Origin of the sequence: Rhodococcus sp. DK176, assembly GCF_038447315.2 — a bacterium.
Classification (GTDB): Bacteria; Actinomycetota; Actinomycetes; order Mycobacteriales; family Mycobacteriaceae; genus Rhodococcus_F; species Rhodococcus_F jostii_A.
Map to the genome: position 1 here is coordinate 6752300 of NZ_CP118321.2, position 18321 is coordinate 6770620.

Consider the following 18321-nt stretch of genomic DNA (forward strand, 5'->3'; position numbering starts at 1 on the left):
GGCACGGAGGCCGGGGCCCCACTGAGTTAGTTGAAGCATTGTCGGTCGCGAGACCGTCGACGTTTGAAGAGGCACAGGGGATGGACTGGGAGCAGACCTCCGCACACCGATAGGAAATGCCGACATGGCACGTCTCGCAGGTGTCGATCTTCCCCGTGAAAAGCGGATGGAGATCGCACTTACTTACATCTACGGCATCGGCCGTACCCGCTCCAAGGAGATCCTGGACGCCACCGGCGTCAGCCCGGATCTGCGGAGCAAGGATCTCTCGGACGAGGATCTGGCCAAGCTCCGCGAGTACATCGAGGAGTCGCTGAAGGTCGAGGGTGACCTTCGCCGCGAGGTCCAGGCCGACATCCGACGCAAGATCGAGATCGGCTGCTACCAGGGCCTGCGCCACCGTCGTGGTCTGCCCGTGCGTGGTCAGCGCACCAAGACCAACGCCCGCACCCGTAAGGGTCCGAAGCGCACCATTGCAGGCAAGAAGAAGGCGAAGTAATGCCCCCCAAGTCACGTGGCACCGGTCCGAAGAAGACCCAGAAGGCGCGTCGCAGGGACAAGAAGAACGTCCCGCACGGCGCCGCTCACATCAAGAGCACGTTCAACAACACCATCGTGTCCATCACGGACCCCGCCGGAAACGTGATTTCCTGGGCGTCCTCGGGACACGTCGGCTTCAAGGGTTCGCGTAAGTCGACCCCGTTCGCCGCTCAGCTGGCCGCCGAGAACGCAGCCCGCAAGGCGCAGGAGCACGGTGTCAAGAAGGTCGACGTCTTCGTCAAGGGCCCCGGCTCCGGCCGTGAGACCGCGATCCGCTCGCTTCAGGCCGCGGGCCTCGAGGTCGGCACCATCTCCGATGTCACCCCCCAGCCGCACAACGGCTGCCGTCCGCCCAAGCGGCGTCGGGTCTAGCGGGAAGGATAGGTAGAAGAAAATGGCACGTTATACCGGACCCATCACCCGCAAGTCGCGTCGTCTGCGCGTCGACCTCGTTGGAGGCGACCAGGCGTTCGAGCGTCGTCCCTACCCGCCGGGCCAGCACGGCCGCGCGCGGATCAAGGAGAGCGAGTACCTGCTCCAGCTGCAGGAGAAGCAGAAGGCTCGCTTCACCTACGGCGTCATGGAGAAGCAGTTCCGCCTGTACTACAAGGAGGCGAACAACCGCCCCGGTAAGACCGGTGAGAACCTGCTCCGCATCCTGGAGTCGCGTCTCGACAACGTCGTGTACCGCGCCGGACTGGCTCGCACCCGCCGCCAGGCCCGTCAGCTGGTCACCCACGGCCACCTCCTTGTGAACAACAAGAAGGTCGACATCCCCAGCTACCGCGTCTCCCAGTACGACATCATCGATGTCAAGGAGAAGTCGCTGTCCACGCTTCCCTTCCAGGTTGCGCGCGAGACCCAGGGCGATCGCCCGATCCCGGGTTGGCTGCAGGTTGTCGGTGGACGTCTCCGGGTTCTGGTTCACCAGCTTCCCGAGCGTGCGCAGATCGACGTTCCTCTGCAGGAACAGCTCATCGTCGAGTACTACTCGAAGTAGGCCTGACGGCTCGTGCGCCTTTCCGGTAGTTCCGACTACCGGAAAGGCGCACGGGCACGAAGTGCCTTTCCCATCGTGGGCGTCAAATAGCGGACGCCCGTACAGGAGGAAATCCAAATGCTCATTTCTCAGCGACCCACGCTGACCGAAGAGGTCATCGCTGACAACCGCTCGAAGTTCGTCATCGAGCCCCTCGAGCCAGGCTTCGGGTACACCCTCGGCAACTCGCTCCGCCGCACGCTGCTCTCGTCGATTCCCGGCGCTGCTGTCACCAGCATCCGCATCGACGGCGTTCTGCACGAGTTCACCACAGTTCCCGGTGTGAAGGAAGATGTCACCGACATCATCCTGAACCTCAAGGGCCTCGTCGTGAGCTCCGAAGAGGACGAGCCGGTCACCATGTACGTCCGCAAGCAGGGCCCCGGCGCTGTGACCGCAGGCGACATCGTGCCCCCGGCCGGCGTCACCGTGAACAACCCGGATCTGCACATCGCCACCCTGAACGACAAGGGAAAGCTGGAGATCGAGCTCGTCGTCGAGCGCGGTCGCGGCTACGTCCCCGCCGTCCAGAACAAGGCGTCCGGCGCCGAGATCGGCCGTATCCCGGTCGACTCGATCTACTCGCCGGTGCTCAAGGTCACCTACAAGGTGGAGGCCACCCGCGTCGAGCAGCGCACCGACTTCGATCGGCTCGTGCTCGATGTGGAAACCAAGAACTCCATCACCGCTCGGGACGCGCTCGCTTCGGCAGGCAAGACCCTGGTTGAGCTCTTCGGCCTGGCCCGTGAGCTGAACGTCGAAGCAGAAGGCATCGAGATCGGACCTTCGCCTGCCGAGGCCGATCACATTGCTTCGTTCGGACTGCCCATCGAGGACCTGGACCTCACGGTCCGTTCCTACAACTGCCTCAAGCGCGAAGGTGTTCACACCGTCGGTGAGCTTGTCGGCCGTACCGAGTCCGATCTGCTCGACATCCGCAACTTCGGACAGAAGTCCATCGACGAGGTCAAGGTCAAGCTGCATTCGCTCGGCCTGGCCCTCAAGGACAGCCCCGCGTCCTTCGATCCCACCACCGTTGCCGGCTACGACGCCGCCACCGGAACGTGGAGCGACACGGACGCCGGTTCCTTCGGTGATGCCGAGGGCACCGAGGACTACGCCGAGACCGAACAGCTGTAGCTCACGGTCCTTTACTAGGAGATCATCATGCCCAAGCCCAAGAAGGGTGCCCGCTTCGGCGGGTCGGCTTCGCACCAGAAGGCGATCTTCGCCAATCTGGCTACCGCGCTCTTCGAGCACGGCCGCATCACCACCACGGAGTCCAAGGCCAAGGCCCTGCGCCCGTACGCCGAGAAGCTCGTCACGCACGCCAAGGCCGGAACCCTGGCTCACCGTCGCGAGGTTCTGAAGGTCATCCGCAACAAGGATGTCGTGCACACCCTGTTCGCGGAGATCGGCCCGTTCTACGCCGATCGTGACGGCGGCTACACCCGCATCATCAAGACGGTCCCCCGCAAGGGCGACAACGCGCCGATGGCGATCATCGAGCTCGTCAAGGAGAAGACCGTCACCTCCGAGGCCGACCGCGCTCGTCGCGTGAAGGCATCGAAGGATGCGCCGGCTGCAGCTCCCGCCGAGGAGAACGTCGTCGAGGCCGTCGAGGCCGAGGCAACCGACGCCGAGGTCGAGAACGCTGACGCCGTCGTCGAGGCCATCGAGGACGAGACCGCCACCGCGGCCGACGCCCCCGAGGCCGAAGAGGCCAAGAAGGACTAGTCCACTTGGTTTCGGCACACGCTGAATCGAACGAGCCCGTCGTCCCCCCGAGGGACGGCGGGCCCGTTTCGTATGGGACCCGTCGCTTGCGCCTGGACATCGCATACGACGGAACCGATTTCTCCGGGTGGGCCCGGCAGAACGGGTTACGCACGGTGTGCGGGGAGATCGAGGAGAAGCTCGGCGCCGTCCTGCGCACGCCGTTGCAACTCACGGTGGCGGGCCGCACCGACGCCGGGGTCCACGCCACCGGACAGGTGGCGCACGTCGACGTTCCGGTCGACGCCCTTCCGGACGACCCGTCTCGGCTGGTCCGCAGGCTCGCGCGGTTCCTGCCCAAGGACGTGCGGATCAAGCGGATCGCCTTTGCGCCCGAACACTTCGATGCACGGTTCTCCGCGATGCGCAGGCACTACGAGTACCGCCTGACATCGGCGGTCTACGGCGCCGATCCGCTCCGAGCCCGGGACACCGTGTCGTATCCGAAGGTTCTCGACCTCGAACTCATGCGCTCGGCGTCCGCGACGCTGCTGGGGTTGCACGACTTCGCGGCGTTCTGCAAACGCCGGGAGGGCGCCACGACTGTCCGCGATCTCCAACGTTTCGACTGGGAGCGCGACGGCGACGTGTTCACGGCTTTCGTCAGCGCCGACGCCTTCTGCTGGTCGATGGTGCGCAGTCTCGTCGGTGCTGTTCTCGCCGTGGGGGAGGGACGCCGCGACCTCGGCTGGATCGAAGGACTCCTCCAGGAGAAGTCGCGGTCGAGTTCGATCCTGGTGGCCCCGGCGCACGGACTGTCCCTGGTGCGCGTCGACTACCCGGACGACGCGGATCTGGCGGCACGCAACAAGATCACCCGGGACGTCAGGACCGCGCCGGGCGGCTGCTGCGGCGACTGACCGGAATCTGCGGCGTCGATCACCACCGCGTTAGCGCAGGCACCAGCACCTACGATGGCTCCGGAAGAGAAGGAGCCTGTTCATGACCGCAGTCGCACCCGTCCGGATCGAGATCATCATCGGATCCGTCAGAGTGGGTCGGATCGCTCCCGTCGTCGCCGCCTGGTTCGCCGAACGTGCTCGCGCCTACCCGGGACTGGACGTGGGCATCATCGATCTTGCCGACACGCCGTTGCCGCAGGATCTCGGCGCATCCCCCGTGACGGACAAATTCCGGGAGCGAGTGGGCAGAGCCGAGGGGTTCGTGGCCGTCACCTCCGAGTACAACCATGGTTACCCTGCAGCGCTGAAGACCGCGTTCGACAGCGTCAAACACGAATGGCGCTCGAAGCCCATCGGTTTCGTGTCGTACGGCGGGTTGGCAGGCGGGCTCCGGGCAACCGAACAGCTGCGCCAGGTGGTGGCCGAATTGCACATGGTGTCGGTGCGGCAGAGCGTGAGTTTCCACCAGGTGCGCAAGCGATTCGACGACCAGGGGCAGACGACCGACGGCGCCGCCATCGACTCGGCGGACCGCATGCTGGCGCAGTTGGCGTGGTGGGCCGACGCAGTCCGTGTCCAGCGCGGGACGGTCCCGTACCCCGGCTAGTACTGGTGGACCGGCGGGTACTCGTCCACCGCGCGAGGCCGGCCGGGATGCCGTCTCGGACGAGATCGTGACCAGCATCAGTTCGATACTCGTCCCTCCGGTCGACAGAAGAATGCGGTCGCCCAGCGCATTCGGCTGGACGATCGACAAGTCCGGTTCGGCACCGGGCCACTGGCTCGGTTCTCCGTAGAGATAGATCGCGGTGACCCCGGCGCGGGGCGGCAGCGCGTTGACGCCGTCGAGCACGACGGTGTTGAACCTGTTGTCGGACTGCGGATTGTGGCCGGCGATCCGCAACCGGTCGGGTGTGGCGATGGAGTCGATCAACGACGACCACGTGTCGGGCCGATCGGTGTGGATGAGCACCCGGGCTCCGGTCGCGCCGGCGCGGAACACCAGTTGCTGGGCGAGATACAATTCGCCCGCCACGTAGACCATGCCGACGCCGGGACCTGCGATGCGGGCGGTGATTCCGTGCCCGTTGTCGTCGGAGCCGATGAGCTGGCCGCACCCCGCGGGCGGTAACTGCAGCGCACGCAGGTCCTCGACGGACATGTCGGTCAACGGCATCACGTCGTCGAGGTCCGGCATCGCGACGGGAAGATTGGACAGCAGTCCGTCCCGGTGCCTGCCCTGCATCGAGACGAGTCCGGGAATCGTGAGCGGCTCGGGCATCGTCCGGGTGGTGACCCGGCAGGCCGCGCCGACCTTCACTTGACCGTGGTGTGCGCTGGGGCGCAGCCGGATCGTCACGGTCGTGCCGAGGCTCGACGGAACCCAGAGCTTCGCGAGCAGATCTCGTGTCAGGTAGCGCGGGTCGACTCCGTAGCCGGTGTTGCACACTCCGGGCAGTGGCATGCTTCCACATCTCCGTGAAGGTCTTCGGATCGACGCCGCGACTGATCTGCAGCGCTGCGGATTCGATCTCCGGTGCGGTGAGAATGCGGGCGCGGCAGCCGGAATCGGCCAGTGCACGCACGACGCGGCTTGCCGCGATCGTGATCGCGCGCGATGCGCCTTCCTCGCCGCCGCCGCGCCGCGCCACGGCGGCAACGCTCTGGGTGGCGTCGAATCGCAGGGCGAGCCAGACCATCCGGGTCTCGGTCGCCGGGAGCGGACCGATCAGCCTGTCGTACACGTCGGTGGTGGGGGAGCCGGCCGCGGCACGATAACCTTGGCTGGCGATGTCGATTCCGCTCAGCGAGATGTCGTGCTGCACGAGACGCGCGGCGAGGGCGTCGGTGGGGAGTTCGTGCGTCGTCTGGAAGCCGTCCCGAGTGACCTGCGTGAGGCTCCAACTGTTGCCGCTACCTCTCAACCGTGGGCGCTTCGGTAGTTGGGTGCGCAACGAGGCATCGGACGGCCGGTTACTTTTCCCGGCGTATCGGTTCGGGTCACCGAATCATTGACCTCACGGACCGCGACGCCTATCTGGGCAGGCCCGCATAAGAGTGTGCGGGAGCAGACTCCGGAGAGAGTGGACGCATTGCATTGTCGGGCACGATCGCAAGAGGCGTCGCTGCCTGATCAGCAAAAGATGTTGCGGGAGGGCGCCTGCTGGTGCGGTGTATCGGGTCTACAACTATCGTGTTCGGGTTTGCGGGAGCGGCGGTTGCGCGGCCGGATGATCGACGACGCGGCCCTGGGCGGGTCGCGGTGGTGCGGGTCATGTGGCGAGATCGATTGCCCCGGCCCGCCTGCGGACTCCTTCCGAGGCTGAATGTCGGACGCCGTCGTTACAGTCGAGGTCCTGCGAGAGAAGGGTGATGCATCGCTGGTGGAGAGGGTTGATGGATGACGGCATGGCACGGTTGGCATCGTTGTCCGGCCGGTTCTCTCCGTCGAGGTCGAAGCAGAATCATCACCGGCTTCGGGGCGATGCCGCCGCACGGTTGGGGAAGGGGTGACCGGTGAGCATCTCGGGCGATCGCGGGTCATCTCGGAACGCGACGGTGCTCGCCGCTCATGAATTGGGCCCGGCGTGACCGGGCCGGGATCGACCGCGGCGCGGCAGTTCTCGTTCACCACCCGCGCCCACGTGGCGGTCGACGACGCGACCGGTGAGCGGATCGGCCTCGATGACGTCGACACCCGGGTGGGGTGGCTGCTCGATCTGATTGCAGGTGCTGGCGCCGAGTTGGTGTCGCGGCTGTGGCGGCCGGCGACGTTCGACGTGCTCGCCGCCGGGCGTGACCGCCAGGACCGCAGGCTGCCCGCACAGGGTCATGTCGCCGCGGCGCGGCTCGGCTGGGATCCGACCTATCCGGACGGGGTCTATGTGCCGTCGCGGGTGAGCCGGGTGGTGACCGCGCAGGTGCTGGCGACCCTGCGGAGCCTGACCTACCGGGACACCGCGATCGCGGCACTGTCGACCCGATTCGACCCGGCCACCGGTCGTCTGACCGCACCCACCGAGCCGGGCGACTCTGTGCCCTCGGGTTTCGCTCGGGGTGTGCGGCGCCAGCTCGCCGCACGCGCCCGCTCCAGTGGCGGGGCACCGGCCGGCCGGTTGCGGATCACCGAGCTGCAGGGACCACCGCAGATCGCGTCGATGGCCCGACTGTCGGCCGCCGATCGGCAGCTCGCGCAGCTTGCCGTCACCGTCGCAGAGCATGAGCTGGTGTTGACGGTGAAGCTGCCGACCTGTCCCGCGCCGGTGGGGCGGGCGCAGTGGCGGCGGGTGCGGCTGACCGCGGCCATCCCCGCGCACCTGTGCGGCCGGCCTGTCATCGATTGGCATCTGCCGATCCTGGTCCTCGACCGCCGGGGTCTGTTGTGGCGGTGCGCCGCCACCGAACTCGTCCCGGCAGATGACCTGGACTCGGCCGCCGTGGCGGTGGGCGTGGATTGGTCCCCGTCCACGCTCGGTGCCGCCGCCATCACCACCGACAGCCCGGAGGGGCTGGTGTCGGATTACCGGGGCTTCACCTACGACGACCGCGGCCTCGGAATCAAACTGGCGCGCCTGCAGGCCGAGGGGCAGCTGCTGCACGCCAAGGCGGCCCGGCTGACCCGGCTGGCCGCCACCGCCCCACCGGAGGTCCGCGCCCAGCTGGAGGCGAAGATCGCCGTCCTCGACGAACACCGCACCGCGGTGGGTGCCAAGCGGGGGAAGATCAACCGGGAACTCGCGTTCCACTTCGCCTGCCAGGTCACCGACTACGCCACCACCGCGGGAGCGCAGGTGATCGCGGTGGAAGATCTCAGCACCCTCGAGACCCGCGGACACGGCCGGGTCAACAACAACCGGGCCGCGCAGTCCGCCCGCCGCCAAGCGGTCGCTGCGCTCGCGCACACCGCCGCAGCCGTTGGTATCGCGGTGGTCTCGGTGCCCGCCCGAGGATCGTCCGCATGGTGTCCGGGCTGCGACGAACCACTTGCCCGTCCCGGCGGGTACCACACCGCGTGGTGCCCGGGCTGCCGGGTCGGTGGCAACCGCGACCACATCGCCGGGGTGAACCTGGCCAAACGCGCGCTCCTCGGCAAGAACAACGTCACCCGCCGGCGGGGGCAGCTGCCCGCCGTCCGGGTCGCCGAACACGCGCCGGTCCGGCCATCGCGCGACAAAACCGGTCCGACCCCGAGCAGGCCCCGGCATCGCCGGGTCCGCCGTAGCCTGCCCACCGTGACGCCGCGGTTGGGGGTGAATCCGAAACAGCATGTTCCTGCACCACAAGCGTCGGTGTGGGACACGGTCCAACCCACACCACCGCACGGTGATACGGGTAGCCGTGACACACGTCCATCTCAGGCGCCCGCCACACCAGTGGCAGACAGTCCGAGATGTACGTAGACGCTACGTCAACGGTCTCGGAGGGCGCCGTCGATATGCAGACCGCGGAAGACCAGAACGTCGCGGCCTGCTCTGATCCTCGCGTGACAGGTCGAGTGCCCCAGCATTTTGCTGGGGCACTGTCGTCTCGGACGAGGGATCGAGTGATCAGTCGGCGGGCGGTATCAGCCGGCTGAGGACGACGCTGCTCTTGGTCTGAAGTACGGCCGGCTCCGACCGCAGATTCTCCAGCGTGCGTTCCAGGTGTGCCGTGTCGGTGGTGCGGACGCGGAGGAGGGCGTTGGCATCCCCGGTGACGGTGTACGCCTCCTGAACCTCGGTGTGACGAGAAACGATCCGTGCGATTTCGACGGCCGAGGTGCGGCCGCTGCAGTACAACTCGACGAAGACCTCGACGCCGTGGCCGAGAGCACGCGGATCGAGCGCCGCATGGAATCCGGTGATCACTCCGGACTCGATCAGTCGATCGACCCGACGCTTCACGGCGGGTGCGGAGAGCCCGACCTCGGCGCCGATGGTGGCGAAGCTGGACCGCGCATTGCGCTCCAGCCGCGCAACGATCCGCCGATCGAGCCCGTCCAGACGCAATGAATCATCCATGTGATGGAACGCTAGCGCATTGATCAGGGCTTTTGGTGGGTGGATACTGATTTCACCGACACCGACCGAGGGGGAGTGGAGATGGCGCCCACTGCTGGTATCGAGTCCGAAAACCCGTACGAAGAGACGGCAGAGGTGCGGGGCGACGCCGCCCGCGTGGCCCGGCGTGCTCACTCGCGGAGTTACCTGATGTGCCCGCCCACGTATTTCGACGTCGTCTATGCCATCAACGACTGGATGCGGCCCGAGGAACCCGTGGACCGGGATCGTGCGATGTCGCAGTGGTCGGCGCTCGCAGACACGTACCGGCGGCTCGGACACGAGGTCCTCACGATCGACCCTGTCGAGGGGCTCCCGGACATGGTGTTCGTCACCGACAGCGGACTCGTCGTCGACGGTGTCGCGCTCGGCGCCCGCTACCGGTCCGCCGAGCGGCGGGCCGAGGCCGACCACGTGTTCCGGTGGTTCCTGGACAACGGGCTGGTCAGGCCCACCCTGCCGCGGTATGTCAACGAGGGGGAGGGTGACTTCCTCGTCGTCGGCGACGTGATCCTCGCCGGAACCGGATTTCGGTCCGACCCGCAGTCACACGCCGAGGCCTCGGCCCACCTCGGCCGCCCGGTGATCACGTTGAACCTGGTGAATCCCCGCTACTACCACCTCAACACCGCGCTGGGTGTGCTCGACGACTGGACCATCGCCTACCTGCCGGCGGCGTTCTCGCCGGACAGTCGCGCTCTGCTCGAGGAGATGTATCCCGACGCGGTGATCGCGGCCGAGACGGACACCGACTGGCTCGGACTGAACCTGGTCAGCGACGGTGCCAATGTGGTGCTACCCGTGCAGGCTTCGCACCTTGCAGACCAATTGTCCGCTCGCGGGTACGAGCCCGTGCCGGTCGACTATTCGGAGTTCCTCAAATCCGGTGGCGGAATCAAGTGCAGCACTTTGGAGCTCCGCGGATTCCGCGGGCTCCGGGTCGTGGAAGATCAGGGGTGACCAGCAATGTCGGACGGTGTCGTTTCCGTGTCGGATGCCACGCGTGAACAGCTGATCAGGGCCGACGAGCACAGCGCACACAACTACGCGCCGCTGCCGGTCGTGATCGAGTCGGGCGCGGGCTCGTGGGTGAAGGGAATCGATGGCGTCGACTACCTGGATGTACTCGCCGGATACTCGGCTCTCAACTTCGGCCACGCGCACCCCACCCTCGTCCGGGTGGCACGCGAACAACTCGGCCGGCTCACCCTGACCAGCCGCGCCTTCCAGCACGATCGGTTCGCGTCCTTCTGCGAGGACCTGAGCAGGCTGTGCCGGAAGGACGCCGTGCTGCCGATGAACACGGGCGCCGAAGCCGTGGAGACCGCGCTGAAACTGGCCCGCAAATGGGGTTACGACGTCAAGGGAGTGCCGCCGGGGCGTGCCGAGGTGATCACGTGCGCCGGGAACTTCCACGGTCGCACCATCTCGATCGTCGGGTTCTCGTCCGATCCGGACGCGTACACCGGATTCGGTCCGTTCCCGGCGGGCTTCGCGTCCGTCGAATACGGGAACGCGAATGCGCTCGAGGCCGCGATCACGGAGAACACCGTGGCGGTGCTCCTCGAACCGATCCAGGGAGAGGCCGGGGTCCTGGTGCCACCGCCCGGCTACCTCGCAGCGGTCCGGGACATTTGCACTCGTCGCGGGATCCTGATGGTCGCCGACGAGATCCAGAGCGGGCTCGGGCGGACCGGCGACACGTTCGCGTGCGACCACGAGAACGTCACCCCCGATGTGTACGTCCTGGGCAAGGCACTCGGGGGTGGTCTGATACCGGTTTCCGCCGTCGTCGCCGACTGGCCGGTGATGGCGGTGATCGGCCCCGGACAACATGGGAGCACGTTCGGGGGCAACCCCCTCGCCTGCGCGGTCGGGAGCGCCGTCGTGGACCTGCTCGAGACCGGCGAGTACCAGCAGCGAAGCCGCGACCTGGGTGCCTACCTGCACAGAATGCTGTCGCAACTGCCCCCCGACCACGTCTCGGAGGTGCGTGGGCGCGGACTGTGGGCCGGTGTGCAGCTGGCCGACGGTATGCCGTCCGCTCGAACGATCTGTGAAAGACTTCTGGCACGCAGGGTCCTCGCGAAGGACGCGCACGAGGGAACGATCCGCATCGCCCCGCCGCTGGTGATCGAACGGGACGAGCTGACGTGGGCGGTCGAACAGCTCGCCGATGCGCTCGCCGAGTGAGTTTTGACCCTGGGCCTCACCGACCGGTATTGTTCTCCGTTGGCGTGCCGTGCGCCGCTGCGTCCTCGTGTCGCAGTGGCTGGCGGTTCTCGGGTCTCAACTGGCCGCCGGGAATCGCTCGACGATACGCAATGGCCAGCAGCGGATTGAACAAGACGAGGAAGTTCTGTGTCTACGTACACCCCGAAGGCCGGAGATGTGACCCGCACGTGGCACGTCATCGACGCCACTGACGTGGTGCTCGGCCGCCTTGCCGTCCAGGCAGCCAACTTGCTGCGCGGCAAGCACAAGCCCACCTTTGCACCGCACGTTGACGGCGGCGACTTCGTCGTCATCATCAACGCCGAGAAGGTTGCCATCAGCGGCAACAAGCGTGAGGGCAAGTTCCTCTACCACCACTCCGGACACCCCGGTGGTCTGAAGTCCCGCTCCGTCGGTGAGGTTCTCGACAAGAACCCCGACCGCCTCGTGGAGAAGGCCATCGTCGGCATGCTCCCCAAGAACAAGCTGGGTCGCGCCATCAGCAGCAAGCTGAAGGTCTACGCGGGCCCGAACCACCCCCACGCCGCGCAGCAGCCGGTGCCATTCGAGATCAAGCAGGTGGCCCAGTGACGGCGCCGGAGGAGCAGAACGTGTCCAACCCCGAAGAGATCACCGAGGCTGTCGAGGTCGCGGCGGACGAGTACGTGTCCGTCGAGGAGCCCGAGGTCGCCGAGGACATCGAGGCCGCTGCTGCACCGCAGGCCCCGATCGTGATCGATCGCCCCATCCAGACCGTCGGTCGTCGTAAGGAAGCGGTTGTCCGCGTCCGTCTGACCCCCGGTTCGGGCGACTTCAAGCTCAACGGCCGCACCATCGAGGACTACTTCCCGAACAAGGTGCACCAGCAGCTGATCAAGGCTCCGCTGGTGACGGTCGAGCGTGCCGAGTCCTTCGACATCGTGGCGCTGCTGCACGGTGGTGGACCGTCCGGACAGGCCGGCGCACTGCGTCTCGCCATCGCCCGCGCGCTCATCGAGGTCACCCCCGAGGACCGTCCGGCTCTCAAGAGCGCCGGCTTCCTCACGCGTGACGCCCGCGCCGTCGAGCGCAAGAAGTACGGCCTGAAGAAGGCCCGCAAGGCATCTCAGTACTCGAAGCGCTGATGTGTCGCCGAAGCCGCCCTCCGGGGTCGGCTTCGGCACCTGTTCTTCCCGAGAGCAGGCGTCCATCGTTACCGGACGCCTGCTCTCGTGCTTTATCCGAGATGTAGTGGGTTTCCTAGGTGCGAGGAGTCTGGTCTATGGGTCGATTGTTCGGGACGGATGGGGTTCGTGGTCTCGCGAATACCGAGCTGACCGCCGAGTTGGCGTTGCAGGTGGCCTCCGCCGCCGCGACGGTGCTGGCGTCGCCGGGTTCGGGGGGACGCAAGACGGCTGTGGTCGGTCGCGACCCGAGAGCCAGCGGTGAAATGCTCGAGGCGGCGGTCGTCGCGGGCCTGACGTCGGCCGGTGTCGACGTTCTGAACGTCGGGGTGCTGCCGACACCCGCGGTGGCCTACCTGACCGCGGCGCTGGACGCAGCTCTCGGTGTCATGATCTCCGCCTCGCACAATCCCATGCCCGACAACGGCATCAAGATCTTCGCGGCCGGTGGACACAAACTCGACGACGAGGTGGAAGACCGGATCGAGGCCGTCGCCGCCGGGACCACGACACGGCGGGCGCCGACCGGTGCGGGGATCGGACGTGTCCGCACGGTGCCGGATGCCGCGGAACGGTATCTGCAGCACCTGGCCACCGCACTCCCGAACAGCCTCGACGGGCTGACCGTGGTGGTGGACTGCGCGCACGGCGCGGCATCGGGCGTCGCTCCCGCCGCCTATCGGGCCGCCGGCGCCACCGTCGTCGCGATCAACGCCGAACCCGACGGACTCAATATCAACGAGAACTGCGGGTCGACTCACCTCGAAAGCCTGCAGAAGGCGGTCGTCGAGCACGGCGCCGATCTGGGGCTGGCGCACGACGGGGATGCGGATCGGTGCCTTGCCGTCGACGCCGCCGGTTCCCTCATCGACGGCGACGCCATCATGACCGTGCTCGCCCTCGGTATGCGCGACGCAGGCGAACTGGTGGACAACACCCTCGTCGCGACGGTCATGAGTAATCTCGGTCTGCACATCGCGATGCGGGAGGCCGGGATCACGCTGGTCACCACTGCCGTCGGTGATCGCTACGTCCTCGAAGGACTCCGGTCCGGTGGCTTCAGCCTGGGCGGCGAACAGTCCGGACACGTCGTGTTCCCCGCCTTCGGCACCACCGGCGACGGAGTGTTGACAGGACTGCGGCTGATGGGCCGGATGGCGGAGACCGGACAGGCGATCGCAGATCTGGCGTCGGCGATGACGACGCTCCCGCAGGTTCTGGTGAACGTGAGGGTCGCCGACAAGCGCGCCGTCGCCGCGTCCCCGGTGGTGCTGGACGCGGTCGTGGCCGCCGAGCGCAGCCTGGGCGACAACGGCCGGGTGCTGCTGCGGCCGTCGGGAACCGAACAACTCGTCCGTGTGATGGTCGAGGCGTCGGACATCGAAGTAGCCCGTAAACTCGCCGACGAACTGGCGGGCACCGTCGCCTCCGTGTGAGTGGACAACCGCACCGATGACTGCTGCGGCGCCTCCGATGACTACTGCCCCGGGCCCATGCCCGGCCCGGGTGATTGGTGCGTCAAGGTCTGGCGGATCTCGGTTCGATCCTTTGCCCGTTGATCGAGGACACCGTCTCGGCCCGCACCGGCAGGGACGAGGAGCGGAACACTGAGGATCTCGGCGAAGAACTCGGTGATCCGCGGGAGGACGACGGCGAGTCGGCCGACGGCACGTCACACGACAAGGGCCTCGAACTGAACCTCGACGGACAGTCGTGGACCCTCGCCATGGATGCCGACGGCCAGGGAATTCATCTCGAGCTGAACGACGGACAGGGCGGGACAGCCAGGTTCGGAGTCGAGATCGGCCCAAATGGTCTGCCGCAGATCGCAGCGGGAACCGCTGCGGGCGAAGGAGACTCCGCAGATGCCGACTGCGCGCCCGCCTCGCCGACCCCGGAATCACAGGTCAGCGGTGATACCGAGGCCGCCACGGACGCGACATCCGAAGAACAGCCGACGCCCGGCCGACCGGCCGCGGACGCCGTGCCGGACCACGAGAACACACCGGCCCTTGCATCGGCCGGAGACGCCACGGCCGACCCGCAACCACAGGCGGTGTCAGTGCAGCAGGAGCCGGCTCCCGCCGCTACAGGAATCGCGGTCCGCGCCCGAATCGGCCACAGGTCCCGTGGGCGGATTCGACAGCGGCGCCGAGTTGGCCGAGGCGGGGCCACTGTGAGCCACCGAGCCGCAGAGTTGCGCGCGCAACGGGCACAGATGCGGGCCGACCTCGACATGTTCCGGGAACGGATCGACGAGCGCAGAGCCAGAGACGAGGAAGCCGCGGCGAACCGGTCCGGCCGTAGCCGGACCGAGCCTGCAGCGGCATCACCCGCTGCTGCGCCACCGGAAACACTCGACGACGACGAGTTCTATCGTCCGCGCAGCTGGCTGGTGTGACCGGAGAACTCAAATGTGCGGGAGCACACCCTCGAAGCCGGCGTCGGTGTGCTCCTCGTGCGGATCGACGAGCGTGGTGTGGGGAAGTTCGGCGTCCGCCTTCGCGAACACCTCGTACTTCTTGTCCTCGGTGAGGTGATAGAGCAGGAAGCCGGTGAGCAGCGCGCGCGTGATCTGCTGGGTCTTCCGCTCGGAACCGCCGATGCCGAGTGCACCCAGGAGACGGCGTCCCTCGGTGAGCCCGGACTCCTTGGCACCGTTGACGGCGCGCAGGACGTGTTCTCCGCCCCACGCCTCGGCCAGCGCCTTGGCGTTGCTGTTCATGGTGTCGATGTCGGCACCGGCGACGACGAGCCCCGGCGCTGTGATCTTGGACGCATATCTCTCGGCCTTAGGTGCGGTCGGTGCCGGGAACAGGGCGGCGACCGCCGATACGTCCCGTTGCGCGGCGGCGAGCACTGCCACACCCGCACCCATCCCGTGTCCTGCGAACGCGACGCGGTCAGGCCGCACGCTGATCTGGCCGGGACCGAGACGCACACCCACACAGATGTCGAGGGTGGCCCGCAGGTCGGTGGCGAGGCCCAGGTGAGAGGGCACGGGACCCCGCTCGCTGTTGGGGGCGGCCACGACGATTCCCCACGACGCCAGATGCTCGAGCGTCTTCCGATAGTGGTCGGCACCTGCCATCCAGCTGTGCGCGAACGCGACGGCGGGCAGGTTGAAGCCTGATTCGGGCGTGTATACGACGCCCGGCTGTCCGGCGAGTGCGAGGTCACCCCGCAGCACGCGGTGCGGTCCTCGCTTGGACAGTTCACGGGCCAGGGTCTTCGGTTTCGGCGCCACGGGGAGAACGTTATCCGATTCGCGGGCCGGCGATAGAGCCGATGGGGCCCACACTCCGACTTCGTCGCGTCGCCCGGTCCAAGTACCCTGATGAACCATGTGCGGAATCGTGGGATACGTCGGCCACCGGCAGGCTCTGACCGTTGTGGTGGAGGCCTTGCGGCGAATGGAATACCGCGGATACGACTCCGCCGGTATCGCCGTGCTCGACGGCCACGGCGGCATGGCGGTCGAGCGGAAGGCGGGTCGTCTCGCGAATCTCGAGGCCGAACTTGACGAGGTCGGGGCCGAGCACTTCACCGGGAGCACCGGGATCGGTCACACGCGGTGGGCCACGCACGGCAGGCCGACCGACCGCAACGCGCACCCGCACCGTGATGCGGGTAACACGGTTGCCGTCGTGCACAACGGCATCATCGAGAACTTCGCCCCCTTGCGGGCCGAACTCGAACACGACGGAATCGACTTCGTCAGCGACACCGACACCGAGGTCGCGGTGCACCTCGTCGCGCGGGCCTACGCCTCGGGCGAGACGGCCGGTGACTTCGTCGCGAGCGCGCTGAGCGTGCTGCGCAGGCTCGAGGGCGCGTTCACGCTCGTCTTCACGCATTCGGACCACCCGGACACCATCGTCGCGGCGCGTCGCTCGACGCCCCTCGTCATCGGTGTCGGCGAGGGAGAGACATTCCTCGGGTCCGATGTCGCGGCGTTCATCGAGCACACCCGTGACGCGGTCGAGCTGGGGCAGGACCAGGTCGTGGTGATCACCGCGGACGGGTACTCGATCCTGAACTTCGACGGATCCGAGGCGCAGGGCCGCCCGTTCCGCATCGACTGGGACCTCGCCGCCGCCGAGAAGGGCGGCCACGACTACTTCATGCTCAAGGAGATCGAAGAGCAGCCGGCCGCGGTCGCGGACACCCTCCTGGGGCATTTCGCGGATGGGAAGATCGTTCTCGACGAGCAGCGACTGTCGGATCAGGAGCTGCGCGACGTCGACAAGGTCTTCGTCGTCGCCTGCGGCAGCGCCTACCACTCGGGGCTGCTCGCTAAGTACGCCATCGAGCACTGGACCCGGCTTCCCGTCGAGGTCGAGCTCGCCAGCGAGTTCCGCTACCGCGACCCGGTCCTGGACCGGTCGACGCTGGTCGTGGCCATCTCGCAGTCCGGTGAGACAGCCGACACTCTCGAGGCCGTGCGCCACGCCAAGGACCAAAAGGCGCGGGTGCTGGCAGTGTGCAACACGAACGGCGCCCAGATTCCCCGCGAGGCCGACGCCGTCCTCTACACCCGGGCAGGTCCGGAGATCGGTGTCGCGTCGACCAAGGCGTTCCTCGCGCAGGTCACGGCGAACTACCTGGTCGGCCTGGCCCTCGCCCAAGCCCGCGGCACCAAGTACCCGGACGAGGTCGCACGCGAGTACGCCGACCTGGAGGCCATGCCCGACCTGGTGAGCCGGGTACTCCAGACGGTCGAGCCGGTGCGGGCGCTGGCTCGGGAGCTGGCGTCGTCGTCGACGGTGCTGTTCCTGGGCCGCCACGTGGGGTACCCCGTGGCGCTCGAGGGTGCGCTCAAGCTCAAGGAGCTGGCGTACATGCACGCCGAGGGCTTCGCGGCCGGCGAGCTCAAGCACGGGCCGATCGCGTTGATCGAGGACGGGTTGCCGGTGATCATCGTGATGCCGTCGCCGAAGGGGCGCGCGGTGCTGCACTCGAAGCTGCTGAGCAACATCCGGGAGATCCAGGCCCGCGGTGCGCGGACCGTCGTGATCGCGGAGGAGGGCGACGAGGCCGTGCGCCCGTTCGCCGATCACCTGATCGAGATCCCGGCGGCCCCGACGCTGCTGCAGCCGCTGCTGTCGACGGTGCCGTTGCAGGTGTTCGCGGCGGAGGTCGCGCAGACGCGCGGCTACGACGTCGACAAGCCGCGCAACCTCGCGAAGTCCGTCACCGTCGAATAACAACCACCGTAGGGGCGTGGCCGGGCCGGCCGCGCCCCTACGGGGTGACGACGACGGTGCCCGTCATCTCGGGGTGCAGCGAACACGTGTACTCGTAGGTCCCAGGTTCGGTGAACGTGTACGTGAACGTGCCGGTCTGCATCAACCGGCTCCGCAGCACACTTTTCGCGGCGCCGACACCCACCACGTCGTGGGTGACACCCCGGTCGTCGAAATTCCAGGTGACGGTATCTCCTGCCTTCACGGTGAGCGTTGCGGGCGCGTACGCCATGTTCGCGACCTGCACGACGGGTCCGGTCGGGGCCTCGGGCGCCGCGGTGTCCGGCGAACTGCACCCGGACACGACGCCCGCCATCGAAATGCTTGCGGCCAGAGCCACTCCGGCGATCCACGAGCTTCCACGTCCACGCATGACGTCGAGCGTAGTCTGACCCGGTACCG

19 protein-coding genes and 1 pseudogene are annotated in these 18321 nt (G+C 67.4%); 16 read left to right on the forward strand and 4 right to left on the reverse strand.

Going from position 1 to position 18321, the window contains the following annotated elements:
- The first annotated feature begins 124 nt into the window (after positions 1-124).
- The 8 genes from rpsM to PSR88_RS31330 all read left to right on the forward strand — a co-directional run bounded on the left by rpsM (position 125) and on the right by PSR88_RS31330 (position 5297).
- Entirely contained in the window at positions 125-499 is a 375-nt protein-coding gene (gene rpsM, locus PSR88_RS31295; protein WP_005239677.1) for a 30S ribosomal protein S13, read from the forward strand.
- On the forward strand, positions 499-912 hold the full coding sequence (gene rpsK / locus PSR88_RS31300) for a 30S ribosomal protein S11 (RefSeq protein ID WP_009479376.1): 414 nt from the start codon (positions 499-501) through the stop codon (positions 910-912). The genes rpsM and rpsK overlap by 1 nt, the downstream gene beginning before the upstream one ends.
- Before the next feature lie 22 nt (positions 913-934).
- A complete protein-coding gene (gene rpsD, locus PSR88_RS31305) occupies positions 935-1540 on the forward strand; it encodes a 30S ribosomal protein S4 (protein ID WP_005253863.1) in 606 nt (201 codons plus the stop codon).
- A 117-nt stretch (positions 1541-1657) separates the two neighbouring features.
- Complete coding sequence (locus PSR88_RS31310) at positions 1658-2719, forward strand: DNA-directed RNA polymerase subunit alpha (RefSeq protein ID WP_005239684.1); 1062 nt, start codon at positions 1658-1660, stop codon at positions 2717-2719.
- 27 nt (positions 2720-2746) lie between these two features.
- Positions 2747-3316, forward strand: coding sequence for a 50S ribosomal protein L17 (gene rplQ / locus PSR88_RS31315; protein WP_005239685.1), 570 nt, complete (start codon positions 2747-2749; stop codon positions 3314-3316).
- A 5-nt stretch (positions 3317-3321) separates the two neighbouring features.
- Complete coding sequence (gene truA / locus PSR88_RS31320) at positions 3322-4215, forward strand: tRNA pseudouridine(38-40) synthase TruA (protein ID WP_011598159.1); 894 nt, start codon at positions 3322-3324, stop codon at positions 4213-4215.
- An 82-nt stretch (positions 4216-4297) separates the two neighbouring features.
- On the forward strand, positions 4298-4864 hold the full coding sequence (locus PSR88_RS31325) for an NADPH-dependent FMN reductase (protein ID WP_083853103.1): 567 nt from the start codon (positions 4298-4300) through the stop codon (positions 4862-4864).
- Positions 4865-5066: 202 nt separating this feature from the next.
- Positions 5067-5297, forward strand: a complete 231-nt coding sequence (locus tag PSR88_RS31330; RefSeq protein ID WP_237724116.1) for a hypothetical protein — start codon at positions 5067-5069, stop codon at positions 5295-5297.
- Between the two features lie 459 nt (positions 5298-5756).
- On the opposite strand, the pseudogene eccE reads toward PSR88_RS31330, so the two are convergent.
- Positions 5757-6212: pseudogene (gene eccE / locus PSR88_RS31335) on the reverse strand (type VII secretion protein EccE); the annotation flags it as partial.
- A 633-nt stretch (positions 6213-6845) separates the two neighbouring features.
- Between eccE and PSR88_RS31340 the strand changes: the two are divergent.
- On the forward strand, positions 6846-8657 hold the full coding sequence (locus tag PSR88_RS31340) for a zinc ribbon domain-containing protein (RefSeq protein ID WP_342338641.1): 1812 nt from the start codon (positions 6846-6848) through the stop codon (positions 8655-8657).
- 147 nt (positions 8658-8804) lie between these two features.
- On the opposite strand, the gene PSR88_RS31345 is transcribed toward PSR88_RS31340, so the two are convergent.
- Positions 8805-9257, reverse strand: coding sequence for an Lrp/AsnC family transcriptional regulator (locus PSR88_RS31345; RefSeq protein WP_009479382.1), 453 nt, complete (start codon positions 9255-9257; stop codon positions 8805-8807).
- Between the two features lie 81 nt (positions 9258-9338).
- On the opposite strand from PSR88_RS31345, the gene ddaH reads away from it, so the two are divergent.
- The 6 genes from ddaH to PSR88_RS31375 all read left to right on the forward strand — a co-directional run bounded on the left by ddaH (position 9339) and on the right by PSR88_RS31375 (position 15074).
- Positions 9339-10256, forward strand: a complete 918-nt coding sequence (gene ddaH, locus PSR88_RS31350; protein ID WP_083853102.1) for a dimethylargininase — start codon at positions 9339-9341, stop codon at positions 10254-10256.
- 6 nt (positions 10257-10262) lie between these two features.
- A complete protein-coding gene (gene rocD / locus PSR88_RS31355) occupies positions 10263-11489 on the forward strand; it encodes an ornithine--oxo-acid transaminase (protein ID WP_016883229.1) in 1227 nt (408 codons plus the stop codon).
- Between the two features lie 168 nt (positions 11490-11657).
- Complete coding sequence (gene rplM, locus PSR88_RS31360; RefSeq protein WP_005239728.1) at positions 11658-12101, forward strand: 50S ribosomal protein L13; 444 nt, start codon at positions 11658-11660, stop codon at positions 12099-12101.
- Positions 12098-12634, forward strand: coding sequence for a 30S ribosomal protein S9 (gene rpsI, locus PSR88_RS31365; RefSeq protein WP_005239729.1), 537 nt, complete (start codon positions 12098-12100; stop codon positions 12632-12634). The genes rplM and rpsI overlap by 4 nt, the downstream gene beginning before the upstream one ends.
- A gap of 137 nt (positions 12635-12771) precedes the next feature.
- Positions 12772-14109 carry a phosphoglucosamine mutase gene (gene glmM / locus PSR88_RS31370; RefSeq protein ID WP_016883228.1) on the forward strand — a complete coding sequence of 446 codons (1338 nt, stop codon included), beginning with the start codon at positions 12772-12774 and terminating at the stop codon, positions 14107-14109.
- A 119-nt stretch (positions 14110-14228) separates the two neighbouring features.
- Entirely contained in the window at positions 14229-15074 is an 846-nt protein-coding gene (locus tag PSR88_RS31375) for a hypothetical protein (protein ID WP_237724115.1), read from the forward strand.
- A 9-nt stretch (positions 15075-15083) separates the two neighbouring features.
- Here PSR88_RS31375 and PSR88_RS31380 read toward each other — a convergent pair whose 3' ends face one another.
- Positions 15084-15920, reverse strand: a complete 837-nt coding sequence (locus tag PSR88_RS31380) for a dienelactone hydrolase family protein (protein WP_009479388.1) — start codon at positions 15918-15920, stop codon at positions 15084-15086.
- Between the two features lie 97 nt (positions 15921-16017).
- On the opposite strand from PSR88_RS31380, the gene glmS reads away from it, so the two are divergent.
- Positions 16018-17880, forward strand: a complete 1863-nt coding sequence (gene glmS, locus PSR88_RS31385) for a glutamine--fructose-6-phosphate transaminase (isomerizing) (protein ID WP_011598168.1) — start codon at positions 16018-16020, stop codon at positions 17878-17880.
- Positions 17881-17917: 37 nt separating this feature from the next.
- Here the strand turns inward: glmS and PSR88_RS31390 are convergent, their stop codons facing one another.
- The gene (locus PSR88_RS31390) at positions 17918-18292 is read right to left on the reverse strand and encodes a cupredoxin domain-containing protein (protein WP_063711559.1); all 375 of its coding nucleotides are present in this window, start codon (positions 18290-18292) and stop codon (positions 17918-17920) included.
- Between the last annotated feature and the right edge of the window lie 29 nt (positions 18293-18321).